The 12,397-nt window shown below is 40.1% G+C and carries 11 protein-coding genes; 4 read left to right on the top strand and 7 right to left on the bottom strand.

Going from position 1 to position 12,397, the window contains the following annotated elements; all coding sequences use genetic code 11:
* Nucleotides 1–534: 534 nt before the first annotated feature.
* Complete coding sequence (locus AAF462_04515) at nt 535–1,239, bottom strand: hypothetical protein (protein MEM7008378.1); 705 nt, start codon at nt 1,237–1,239, stop codon at nt 535–537.
* 214 nt (nt 1,240–1,453) lie between these two features.
* Between AAF462_04515 and rpmB the strand changes: the two genes are divergently transcribed.
* Both rpmB and AAF462_04505 read left to right on the top strand, forming a co-directional pair.
* Complete coding sequence (rpmB, locus tag AAF462_04510) at nt 1,454–1,693, top strand: 50S ribosomal protein L28 (GenBank protein ID MEM7008377.1); 240 nt, start codon at nt 1,454–1,456, stop codon at nt 1,691–1,693.
* 47 nt (nt 1,694–1,740) lie between these two features.
* Entirely contained in the window at nt 1,741–2,166 is a 426-nt protein-coding gene (locus tag AAF462_04505; protein ID MEM7008376.1) for a YkvA family protein, read from the top strand.
* Here the strand turns inward: AAF462_04505 and acs are convergent, their stop codons facing one another.
* From acs to AAF462_04475, 6 genes are all read right to left on the bottom strand, one after another.
* Nucleotides 2,167–4,122, bottom strand: a complete 1,956-nt coding sequence (gene acs, locus AAF462_04500; GenBank protein MEM7008375.1) for an acetate--CoA ligase — start codon at nt 4,120–4,122, stop codon at nt 2,167–2,169. It lies immediately after the preceding gene.
* A gap of 139 nt (nt 4,123–4,261) precedes the next feature.
* The gene (locus AAF462_04495) at nt 4,262–5,455 is read right to left on the bottom strand and encodes a hypothetical protein (GenBank protein ID MEM7008374.1); all 1,194 of its coding nucleotides are present in this window, start codon (nt 5,453–5,455) and stop codon (nt 4,262–4,264) included.
* 99 nt (nt 5,456–5,554) lie between these two features.
* Nucleotides 5,555–6,268, bottom strand: coding sequence for a hypothetical protein (locus AAF462_04490; protein ID MEM7008373.1), 714 nt, complete (start codon nt 6,266–6,268; stop codon nt 5,555–5,557).
* Between the two features lie 12 nt (nt 6,269–6,280).
* On the bottom strand, nt 6,281–7,084 hold the full coding sequence (locus AAF462_04485; GenBank protein MEM7008372.1) for an undecaprenyl-diphosphate phosphatase: 804 nt from the start codon (nt 7,082–7,084) through the stop codon (nt 6,281–6,283).
* Nucleotides 7,085–9,913, bottom strand: a complete 2,829-nt coding sequence (gene uvrA / locus AAF462_04480; GenBank protein ID MEM7008371.1) for an excinuclease ABC subunit UvrA — start codon at nt 9,911–9,913, stop codon at nt 7,085–7,087.
* 57 nt (nt 9,914–9,970) lie between these two features.
* Nucleotides 9,971–11,044: a M42 family metallopeptidase gene (locus AAF462_04475; GenBank protein ID MEM7008370.1), complete on the bottom strand. Its 1,074-nt coding sequence runs from the start codon at nt 11,042–11,044 to the stop codon at nt 9,971–9,973.
* A gap of 145 nt (nt 11,045–11,189) precedes the next feature.
* On the opposite strand from AAF462_04475, the gene AAF462_04470 reads away from it, so the two are divergent.
* Entirely contained in the window at nt 11,190–11,609 is a 420-nt protein-coding gene (locus tag AAF462_04470) for a hypothetical protein (protein ID MEM7008369.1), read from the top strand.
* Between the two features lie 99 nt (nt 11,610–11,708).
* A partial coding sequence (locus AAF462_04465) for a hypothetical protein (protein MEM7008368.1) occupies nt 11,709–12,397 on the top strand: 689 nt, incomplete at its 3' end.

Raw genomic sequence — 12,397 nt, 5'->3', positions numbered from 1 at the left:
CTGATAGGCTGTCCAGTTTGCTAACATGGGACGAGTTAATTCATACGTCTTACTTCGACAACAAAACATTCGTAAAACTAATAGCTTATGGATTGACAACATCGCAGTCCTGTCATGCAACCCCTAAATTTCGGGCCGATCCCGAGCACAAACTAAGTATACAATCCGCAAAGACGAAGCCGATGCTACTGAATACACTATTACTATGACCGAGTGGACCCCTGCATTTATAACAGGACTTACTTCGGGAGACTATATAATTACTTTACAGCTACTTGACGGGAACAGGAATATTGTGGAAGGCCCGTTTAATAATACAGAAAGGAAAATTACAGTTGCAACTGAGTAAAAACTGTAAATAGTCAATAATAAAGGGGAGATAAATCTCCCCCTTTCTTTATTGTAATTTCTAATTCTTGTCTAACTCAGCGTACCCAACTCCTTAAAACGTCCATAGCAAATGACAATGCTAGTAGCTTTAGACTTTGATACTATGGGCATCTGTTATTCAGTCATGCTTTTTGGATCTTGATCCTATTGGGTAGCATCCAGGTCCTTATCCACGATATCCTGGACGTCCTGCCCCTTGTCCATCATCCCCTTAGCGTCCTGACCTTTATCGACCATGTCCTTGGTGCCTTGGGCTTTATCCATCATATCCTGCCCTTGCTGCATGGCATCTTGGCCCTGTTTCATCATGTCCTGACCTTGCTGCATAGCATCCTGGCTCTTATCCATCATACCCTTGGCTTCTTGCCCTTCGTCCACCACATCCTCGCCTTCTTGCATTGCATCTGTGGCTTCATCTACAGTATCACCTTGGTCCATCATGTCTTTGGCATCCTGACCTTTATCGACCATGTCCTTAGCATCTTGGCCTGTATCCATAACATCTTTGCCATCTTGCATTGCATCTGTGGCTTCATCTACAGTATCACCTTGGTCCATCATGTCTTTGGCGTCCTGACCTTTATCAACCATGTCCTTAGTGCCTTGGGCTTTGTCCATCATATCCTGCCCTTGCTGCATGGCGTCTTGGCCCTGTTTCATCATGTCCTGACCTTGCTGCATAGTATCCTGGCCTTTGTCCATCATACTCTTAGCGTCCTGACCTTTGTCCATAACATCCTTGCCATCTTGCATTGCATCTGTAGCTTGATCTACAGAATCTGCGAATACTGGCGCTGATACAATTAAAGCTAAAGCAATCAATAAGAAAAGAAGTGCTCCTCTCTTCATAATAACCTACCTCCTGTTAGTATTTTTTACCCATTTTAGGTTTAACACACCTGATTTTTTATACAAGAGCTATTTTGCTCCTAAGTTTTCTGACACAAATATGATATACGCGATATTTTTAGCCACGGTTTTTTATTTTTGGTTCATATTTACAAATTTTTTTCTTGTGGAATACTTTATACCCTGTTTTAGGTATTAGTAAGGAGATCATAAAATGGCACAAAGAGACATGATAACAGGCAAAAAGCCTCTAGTTGGAAACCATGTATCACATGCAAACAACAAGGTTAAGCGCCGTCAGACACCAAATCTTCATTGGAAAAGGATCTATGTTCCAGAGCTTGACCGCTCTATCAAACTAAGAATTTCAATGAGGACATATAGAACTATTAACAAAAAGGGCTTACTCGCAGTACTTAAAGACAACGGGTTAACGTTAAAAGATGTAACTTAGTGTTATGTATTTGTTTGCTTTATTAGATTTACTAAGCAATTAAAATCATGATCACTTCAACAAAAACCATCCTTAAGATTTTTTCCCAAACTGCGCTTCTACGCGCAAATGAAATTCTTAGTAGCTCTAAAAATGTTGAAGATTTAGTTGATACAGCGTCTAAAGAAATAAATTCGGGAAAATTAAGAGTTTTATCATTCCGAGATGATATAGCTCTTCTACTCTCTATGTTAAAAGCATGGGCTAAAGGCGATTACAAAGAAGTACCCTGGACAACATTAGTACTAACAACTGGAGCAATAATATACTTTGTAAATCCCTTTGACGCAGTGCCGGATATGATTCCTGCTGCGGGACTAATTGATGATGCTACTGTAATTGGATTTATTATTGCTTCTATAAAGCAGGACCTTTCAAAATTTAAAAACGATTACTTAGGCTATAGTGAAAACCTAGAACACGCACCTGTATGATTAACCCTCTTTATCTTCATACTTATTCTTAAGCTCATTAACTACGGTAGGATCAGCAAGTGTAGTTGTGTCTCCTAAAACACTACCCTCGGCAATATTTCGAAGAAGCCGTCTCATTATCTTACCGCTTCTTGTTTTCGGAAGCTCTGCAGTGAATATAATATCATCAGGCCTTGCGATGGCGCCAATCTTCTTTGCAACATGGCCTCTTAGATGACCAACTAATTTTGTGCTCGACTTAATTCCTTTTTTAAGGGTTGTAAAAGCTACAATAGCCTGACCTTTTAAATCGTGACTCTTTCCAACAACAGCAGATTCTGCAACGCTCGGATGATCCACCAGCGCGCTCTCCACTTCCATAGTGCTGATTCTGTGCCCAGCCACATTCATTACATCATCCACTCTGCCAAGAACCCATATATATCCGTCCTTATCCCTCTTTGCTCCATCGCCTGTGAAATAGATCCCAGGATACTTACTCCAATACTGTTCTTTATATCGTTTGGGATCTCCATAGATACCGCGCAGCATTGAAGGCCAAGGCTTTTTGAGAACTAAATAACCTGCGCCCTCTTTAACCGTCTTACCATCTTCATCCACAATGTCTGCGTCTATTCCAGGGAAAGGTATAGTAGCAGACCCGGGTTTTAATGTAGTGTGTCCGGGCAGTCCAGTTATTAGAATAGAGCCGGTCTCTGTCTGCCACCAAGTATCTACTATCGGACATTTCCGTCCTCCGATATGTGTGTGATACCACATCCAAGCCTCTGGGTTAATCGGCTCACCTACTGAGCCAAGAAGACGGAGCGAGGATAAATCGTACTTCTGGGGATGTTCTTCACCCCATTTCATAAATGCCCTGATTGCCGTAGGTGCGGTATAGAAAATAGTTACCGCATATTTTTCTACTATTGCCCAAAAACGTCCTATATCAGGATAATCTGGCGCGCCCTCATACATTATCGATGTTGCGCCGTTTGCCAAAGGGCCATAAATAATATAGCTATGCCCGGTAATCCAGCCAATATCCGCTGTGCACCAGTATGTGTCTTCTTCTTTTAAGTCGAAAACCAACTTTGTTGTAGCAGAGGCTTCTACTAAATATCCACCAGTTGTATGAACTATGCCTTTGGGCTTTCCAGTTGTGCCGCTAGTGTAGAGAATGAAAAGTAAATCCTCAGAGTCCATTTTTTCTGGCGCGAAGTATGGCTGAGCGCCTTCCATTAGTTTATGCCACCAATAATCTCTTCCTTTCTTCATTCTAACTTTCACTTTATCTCCAACACGGTTTACTACAACAACTTTTTTTATAGATGGGGTTTTCTTAACTGCCTCATCGGCATTTTTCTTAAGAGGAACTACTTTTCCTCTCCTGTATCCGCCGTCCGCAGTAATAAGCACATTAGATTTGCAGTCTATAATTCTGTCTCTTAGGCTCTCGGCACTAAAACCTCCAAAGACAATGCTGTGAGGGGCTCCAATTCTAGCGCAAGCAAGCATAGCAATTGCAAGCTCAGGGATCATAGGCATATAGATGGTAACCCTATCCCCCTTTTTTACCCCTAGGTCTTTTAGAACATTAGAAAATTTATTTACTTCTCTGTAGAGTTCCCAATAAGTAAGAGTAATGGTTTCACCAAACTCCCCCTCCCAAATTATTGCTGCTTTATTTTTCCTTGGTCCGTCTAAATGCCTATCAAGACAGTTATATGAAGCATTTAATTTGCCCCCGATAAACCATTTGGAATCTGGAGCTTTCCAGCTAAGAACCTTTCTCCACTTTTTAAACCAGTCGAGCTCTTTGGCTTTGTCTTCCCAAAACTTCTCTCTGTTTCGTTTTGCCCTGCGGTATATTGCATCATCACTTACACGAGCGTGTTCTTTAAATTTTTTACTAGGAGAAAAAGTGCGTCCTTCCTTTAATAATGCTTCAATAGTTTTTTGTTTTCTGGCCATTTCTGTGGAACCCCCTTAGGTGCTCTGGTGGAAGTACTATATTCAATAGTAACAAATCTTAAGGGAATATTAAAGCATATATATTAGTGGATATTTTGGAACAAATTCTACAAAATGATTCATTTGTACTACATATTATTTACAATGCAGCCATTTTTCTTCTAGCTATAAAAAGTCCAGTTAAGCCAAGAACCAGTGCTAAGACAATTGCTCCTCCATTGGAAAGAGCGGGTACATTAAATCCAGTGTCGGCCAGTTTTACAGTGCATAAACCCTGAAATTGTGGGTTACCATCTGGAGCAATATCTCCATAAAGTGCACGAACCTGATCAGCCGATACAAATAGTGAAGCAGATGAATTGATATCAGTAGGTATTTTTATGATGCTAGGGTTACGAGAACTTTGAGAAATACTACCATTATCCCCAACATATAGGTTCTTATCTCTATCTATACATAAACCACCGTTTAAATCGGCACTGGTATTTCCAGTCAGTGAATTTATTTGAGCCTCTGCAATTAGTATCTGGGGACTGCAGCTGACGGGGTTAATTTCTAAAACACAGTTGCAATTGCTGTCAGCTACAAACAAACTGCCGTCAAAAGCCATGCCGACATCTAACCTAGGTGCAACTCCAATTACGCCCATCAGTTCAGCCTGTGTGCAAAGTACAGACACATCTCCTTGGGGAGTTAATTTGAAAATTACATTTGCCGTATTGTTGACCAAATCCTCATTTGCAACGTATATGTTTTGTTGATCATCTATAGCTATTCCTCCTTCAGCATTTATAGCTGATCCAAGAGGGACTAAAGCCTCAAAATCTGCCCCGGTTGCCAATATCTTTACTAATGAGGGGTCAACTATTGGAGTGGAGAAAGCGGGCGGTAGCTCTAATATCGCCCCATTGTTTTCATCCGCTATAACAAGTGTCCCTGTAACTTTGTTTACTGCCATTCCATTGTCTATATCCACATTATCTGGCAACAATGTGTCTAAAACCTCATCTGCGATAAATCTTCTAACAATATTATCCGTTGCTGCAAAAAGAATATCGCCGGATCTATCTTCGTTGAAGTAGATCACACCATCTAATAGTGATGCAATCCCTGTATCCTCTAAATCACAACCAGGCCTTCCAGTTATACTCAGAATATCCGTACCTGAGACAAACTCGGAGATGCTCCCATCGGGCTTTGCTTTCATAATTGAACAACCCCCACCAGATCTATCATCAACATCTACTGTAATAAGAAGATCGTCTACTTCGGATCCCTGAGCGGTGAATCCAAATAAAAATATGAATATAAATATTCCAGTATACTTTTTCACACATCTCTCCTTTAGAAACAAATGGGGTGGGGTTAATTTAATACTATTATATCGTATTTATTTATTTAATAAATAGCCGCGTATGCCCGGTTTGTTAGGTTATCTAGAGCTTCTTAATATATGCGGGATAAATTCACACAAGCTCTTTGATGCTATATAGGTGTTTGTAAATCTGAATTTTAGGTAGGGGGCTAATAGCTCGGGATTTGAATTAAAATATTGTTCTGCTTTTTTTTCATCAAGCTCACCTGTGCTTGAATATATAGCGGCCATATCAGGAAGGATCTCGTTGGCTTCGTCAGATATTACTCGAACACAGCATACAGGAATCTTGCTCTGCATTGCAGCCTCTACGACTCCCCATGTTTCCATATCGACAGCTAGCGCTCCGGTAGAATCAAACAATCGGTTTTTTTCTTGAGGATTGTAAATAAATCTACTTTCAGTAAGCAGTGGGCCCATAGTGTATCTGCTAGTTGGAAGAGAAAAATCAGTGTATAACGTTTTAGTTTCATTTTTTATAATGCTAGTTATTGAAGTACCCATAATAATATCTCCTAGCTTAAGATCAAGACTCAGCGCGCCTGCAAATCCAGCAAAAATCATTAGCTCTGGCTTATATTTTTGAATTATATTGCTTGAAATGGTTCTGGCTCTTTTTATCCCAACACCTGTAATAGCTAAAACTATTTGCTGGTCATAAAGTTCTCCCAATAGACAATTAGACTCGGGATTTTTTTCATCCACCTTGGAGTTTATATCTTCTTTTAATTTGGCTATTTCTTCCCAGTTTGATGAGAGTAGTGCAATCACTGTAGAAACCTCTTATCTAGTTAGATAGAGAAATGCAATTAGAACTGCAAGGGCAAGTCTGTAAACAACAAAAACAGTGTAGCTGGATTTTCTAACGAACTTTAATAGATATTTGATCGCAAGAAATGCAAAAACTGCCGAGGCCGCTACGCCAGCAATAAATGGTAGGCTTAAAACAGCCTGAGGTTCCAAATGTCTAGATTCAAACACACCGGCCCCCGCAATTAGAGGAGCCCCTAGTAAAAATGAAAATTTAGCAGCTTCCTCGCGGTTTAAATTTCTAAACATACCGCCGGTAATTGTTATCCCTGATCTTGAGACACCAGGAATAATCGCAAATGCTTGAGAAATGCCGATGATTATGCAATCGATCATACTCATTTCTCTTACGGTTTTAGTTTTTTTAGAGAACCGGTCAGAAAAATATAGAACTACTCCAAAGAATGAAAGCATAAACGCTACAGATAAAGGATCTCTTAAAATACCAGCTGCATAGTTCTCAAACAACACACCAGCAAGCGCGCCTGGTATAGTAGCAATGATCAGATACAAACCTGTCCTGCCGTTTGGCCGTCCATCAAAACTCCAATTTGAAACGCTCTGTATAAATTCTCTAATGATAAGCATCCAATCGCGCCAGAAATAGTAGATAATAGCAACAAGACTCCCCATATGAAGAGCGACATTAAACGCTAGCCCTTCGTCTTTCCATGAAAAGAGCCAGGGAAAGATTACTAGATGTGCTGTTGAGCTTACGGGAAAAAACTCAGTAATTCCCTGAACGGCGCCCAAAATAATTGATTGCAAGAGGTCCAACTAATGAGATCCTTTAGTACTAGATTTACTCTTCAATATACTTTTTAAGAACATGCCAGTATAAGAGCCTTTAACTTTAGATACTTTCTCCGGAGTACCTTGTGCTATTACCTGCCCACCTGACTCCCCTCCTTCGGGGCCCATATCAATAATATGATCTGCACATTTGATTACATCAAGGTTATGTTCTATTACTATCACAGTATTACCTTTGTTTGTAAGCTCTTGAATGACTAATATGAGTTTGCGTACATCATCAAAGTGAAGCCCAATTGTAGGTTCATCAAGTATATACAAAGTGTTTCCGGTATCTCTTCTGGAGAGTTCTTTAGACAGTTTAATCCTTTGAGCCTCTCCGCCTGATAGTGTTGTAGCGGCCTGACCCAATCTTATATATTCCAGTCCGACAGCTTCAAGAACCTCAAGCTTTGATTTTAAAGTTGGAACGTTTTTGAAAAATTCGTGTGCTTCTCTAACCGTCATATCCAGCACATCTGCAATGCTCTTACCATTGTATTTGATTTCTAATGTCTCGGAGTTATACCTGCTTCCGCCGCATCTTTCACAAGTCACGTATACATCGGGTAGAAAGTGCATCTCTATTTTTTGAGTCCCATGCCCAGAGCACACGCTGCATCTTCCTTCGTTTACGTTAAAACTGAACCTTCCAGGCTTGTATCCCCTTGCGTTGGACTGCGGAAGCATAGCAAATAAATCTCTGATTGGAGAAAAAAGTCCCGTATAAGTTGCCGGGTTTGACCTAGGAGTTCTGCCGATGGGGCTTTGCTCCACATTTAGTATCTTATCAATTTTTTTGAAACCTGAGATTTTCTTGTGTTTACCGATTTGATCCTTACTTCTGTATAAGAAATGGCTAAGGGCATTATATAGTGTATCTATAACGAGTGTACTCTTTCCTGAGCCGGACACTCCGGTTACGCATGTAAAAACACCCAATGGAAAATCGATGTCTATGTTCTTAAGGTTGTGCTCACTTGCGCCTTTTATAGAAATAAACTCTTTAGGTTTTCTGCGTTTTTTAGGATAGTCGATATCCAACTCGCCAGATAAATAACCTCCTGTAAGAGAGTTCTTAGCGCCGCATATCTTTTCAACTCCCCCGGATGTTACTATCTCGCCGCCTTTCTCTCCTGCACCCGGTCCAATATCTACAACAAAGTCAGCGTTTCTAATCGTATCCTCATCATGCTCAACTACGATAATAGAGTTGCCGCTGTCCCTAAGTGATTTTAGGGTATCTATAAGTTTTAGATTGTCTCTTGAATGAAGACCTATTGTTGGCTCATCTAGAACATAGGTAATTCCCGTGAGTTTGGACCCCACTTGCGTCGCTAGTCTTATCCGCTGAGCCTCGCCGCCAGATAGTGTTGGAGCGGAGCGGTCTAATGTGAGGTAGCTAAGACCTACGTCATCTAGAAAACTTAGCCTGGACTTTATCTCTTTGATTATTCTCTCCCCAATCTCCAGATCCCTACCACTTAGATTTAGATCCTTAAAAAATTCGAGTGCGCTGTCTACCGGCATACTGATAATTTCGAATATAGAGTTTCCGTCTATATAGATCGAAAGCGCTTCTTTTCTGAGTCTTGAGCCCCCGCAATCAGTGCATGTGGCTGTTCTCATATACTGTGAGAGTTTTTCCCTTACTTCGGGCGATTCAGTTTCCGCAAACCAATCAGAGGTGATCCCTAAAACCCCTGCATATGTATCCCAGTGCTTAAGAACCCTGCCTTTTCTTTCTTTATAAAACAGAACTTCTTCATCGCCTGAGCCGTGCACAATTATTTTTCTTATTTTTGATGGAAGTTTCTTATAAGGTGTATCTAGGTCAAATTTATAGTACTCAGCAACATTTTCGATGAGCTGATTGAAATATGTAGAGTTTCTCCAAGGAATTATAGCTCCTTTTGAAATTGACAGCTCTGGGTCTATTAAAAGCTCCGGGTCGCAAAAAGAGTTTGTCCCGATACCATCGCAGGTCTTACATGAACCATAAGGACTATTAAAGGAGAACAGCCTTGGCGATATTTCTGGGTAACTGATGCCGCAATTAGGACATGCAAACTTATCGCTGAAAGTAAACTTTTTCCCTTTACTAGATTCAACTACCGCAACTCCGCCAGAGCGCTTTAGCGCAATTTGCAATGACTCTCGTATTCTCTCATCCATATCTTGTGGCCTAACTACAGCCACGTCAACCAACAGTTCGATCGTGTGCTTTTTATTTCTATTGATATTTATTTCTTCATCCAGATCATAGACCTCTCCGTCTATTCTTACTCTTAAATAGCCCTCAGATCTAAGTTCCTCCAGCTCCTTTCTATACTCCCCTTTTCTCCCTTGAACAATTGGAGAATAAATTGAGACTTTATCTCCTTTTTCTAAAGAAATAACCCGCTCAACCATCTTATCAATTGATTGAGCTGCAATTTCAACATTGCATTCATAACAGTAAGGCTTGCCGACCCTGGCAAATAGGAGCCTTAAAAAATCGTATATCTCTGTAATAGTGCCTACAGTAGAGCGGGGGTTTCTTTGAAATGTTTTTTGGTCTACTGAGATTGATGGAGACAGGCCTTCAATAGAATCAACATCGGGCTTATCTATTTTCTCTACAAATTGACGTGCATATGCAGATAGCGATTCCATATACCTTCTCTGTCCCTCTGCGAAAATCGTATCAAAAGCAAGAGAAGACTTTCCCGATCCGCTAACGCCTGTTATTACAACAAGTTTTCCTCTGGGTATGGATAGAGAGACATCTCTTAAGTTGTGCTCTCTAGCCCCAGTTATTTTTATGGATTCCAAAGTGCCCTTAAGTTTACCAGCAAATTAATAACAGGCGCTATATGCTACTTTGCCTATCTACCTGAATGACTTAATATTTTGTACAGTTTTCTTATCCAGCTTTTGCACGACAGCTTTTAATAGCTTAACTGTGTTGTCAAAGTCGTCCCTATGAATAATTGAGTTGTGGCTATGTATGTGTCTTGAAGGGACCCCAAGCACCACAGTGGGAACTCCTATCTTATGAAGGTGTATAACTGATCCGTCTGTTGCACCGCCTTCCATGGTTGTGAATTGTAGAGGTATCTTATTTTTCTTAGCAGTATCTATAACAAGATCTCTTAGTTTTAGATTTGGTATCATTCGCGCATCATAAAGAAGTAGTGATGGTCCACCAGCAAATTTTGTGGACGATTCATCAGGTTTTATTCCAGGAACATCTCCTGCTATGTCAGATTCAAGTATGATAGCAATATCCGGATCAACCATTTCAACACTAGTGGTTGCTCCCCTTACTCCAACCTCTTCCTGCACAGTTGCAGCGCCAATCAGGGTGTTTGGATGATTCTTCTTTAGTGAACTCAGTGCAGATATTACCACTGCACAACCAACTCGGTCATCAAAAGCTTTGCACATATAAGTTTTAGGATTTGATAGCACTGTAAACTCACTTACAGGAACGATCGGATCTCCTATTCTCACGCCTGCTTTTTCAACATCTTTTTCAGAAGTGGCCCCGATATCTATGTACATATTTTTTCTAACAACTACTTTGTTGCGTTCTTCGGGTGAGAGGAGGTGGGGAGGCTTAGCGCCAATTACTCCAATCACGTCGCCTTTGTTTGTTTTGATAGCCACTCTTTGGGCAAGCAGCACCTGATCCCACCAGCCACCAAGCGGTGTGAACCTGATATAACCATCAGCTGATATGTGCTTAACCATAAAACCTACCTCATCCATATGGCCCGCAAGCATTATGTTTGGAGAATCATCTTTCCCCACTTTTTTGCAGATAAGACTGCCCATATTGTCTTCTTCAATGTCACCAATAGGTTTGAAATAATTTCTAATAATCTTGCGCACTTGCGCCTCATATCCAGGCACACCATGCGCCTCAGTCAAGTCTTTTAACAGCATTTCAGTCTTATCCATCAAGAGTTCACCTCATAGTTTATTTTCTAGAATTTGTACTCAAAATTATCACTGCCATAACTACTGCTTGTCAACAATAATTGTGCTTGGTATTCTTTAAAAAAGATGGTAATCATATAATAATTCATATATAGCGGAGAAATAAATGAAAAAATATACTCTTATATTTAGTCTAATTGTAAGTCTATTTATAGTCACAGCAGCTTTCGCAGATGAAGAAAATGATACTATTAAATTCTACGAATCATATGTAAAAACAAGCATGAAAGCGCAGTCTTTGGGAGAGCTAAAGCCCTATCTCTCTCAGGCCAATATCAATCAAATGGGTGAGATTTCGCCAGAAGATGAAGCTGCGTTTTTGGAGATAATGAGAGAAGTAAGAAGTACTATGAAAACAAAAAGCATCTCATCCAAGATTGAGGGAAACAAGGCTACTTTAACAATTGATGGGACTGATACAAATGATCCCAATGCCAAAGTGACCGGTATTGTGACCCTTGTAAAAGAAAACGGCGAGTGGAAGCTGGACAACGAAGATTTTACCTCTGAAACAGTTATCGAGTAATTGATAAGAAGCTGAAATCTAGAGCTACTTGTCATATCTTCATTCATCATCAACTTCTTGAAATTCATCCTCCCCGAAGTAGACTAAATTTCGAAATTAATGATTGAATATCAAAATGGAACACATTTAGTTGGTACAGAGCTATGGTTTGATGCAAAAAAGAAAGTACCGCTTTCTTTTATCTCATCAGCTGATATAGAGAAATTTAGTGCACCTGAAAAAATTCTGGCTACCCCCCAAACGATAAAATTTCTCGAAAAGAAAATAAAAAAACCGGTAGTCCTTCCGTGCCCTTATTACAGACCCTTCGCACTTGGAAATTTACAAGTTGAACTTGTTCCATCCGGAACAATGCTTGGGGCAGCTCAGATGATTATCGACAAGGGTGATAAGACACTTTTATATAGCGGTGATATAAATTTAAAACACCTGCCTACAACTGATCCTGCATACACTAAACACTGTGATGTGCTAGTTTTAAAATGTCCATACGGAACAGCGGACTACAAGTTTCCGAATTTAGATAAGTCTATGGAATCATTAATAAATTTCATAAACGATGCAGTTTCAGATGGTCAAACACCAGTGTTATTAACGGACCCTGTTGGTGTTGCCCAAGATATAATTAATGAATTGTCTGTCAAGGAATTTAGGTTAAGTGTCCACAAAACAATACATAAATATACAAAGATCTATGAAGAGCTTGGGATTAAATTTGGCTCTTATGAGCTTTTTAAAGCTTCAGAGTATGAGGGCAGCGTGGTTTTATTCCCACATACTGAGCTCTT

The sequence above is a fragment of the Thermodesulfobacteriota bacterium genome, assembly GCA_039028315.1.
Taxonomy (GTDB): domain Bacteria; phylum Desulfobacterota_D; class UBA1144; order Nemesobacterales; family UBA2774; genus CR02bin9.
The sequence above is the reverse complement of the archived record's forward strand: the minus strand, read 5'-3'. Positions and strand labels throughout refer to the sequence as shown.

Bases quoted from the DNA above. Each gene is read 5' to 3' on its own strand.
- AAF462_04515 (MEM7008378.1), bottom strand. From the start codon at position 1,239: ATGAAGAGAGGAGCACTTCTTTTCTTATTGATTGCTTTAGCTTTAATT.
- rpmB (MEM7008377.1), top strand. From the start codon at position 1,454: ATGGCACAAAGAGACATGATAACAGGCAAAAAGCCTCTAGTTGGAAAC.
- AAF462_04505 (MEM7008376.1), top strand. From the start codon at position 1,741: ATGATCACTTCAACAAAAACCATCCTTAAGATTTTTTCCCAAACTGCG.
- acs (MEM7008375.1), bottom strand. From the start codon at position 4,122: ATGGCCAGAAAACAAAAAACTATTGAAGCATTATTAAAGGAAGGACGC.
- AAF462_04475 (MEM7008370.1), bottom strand. From the start codon at position 11,044: ATGGATAAGACTGAAATGCTGTTAAAAGACTTGACTGAGGCGCATGGT.
- AAF462_04470 (MEM7008369.1), top strand. From the start codon at position 11,190: ATGAAAAAATATACTCTTATATTTAGTCTAATTGTAAGTCTATTTATA.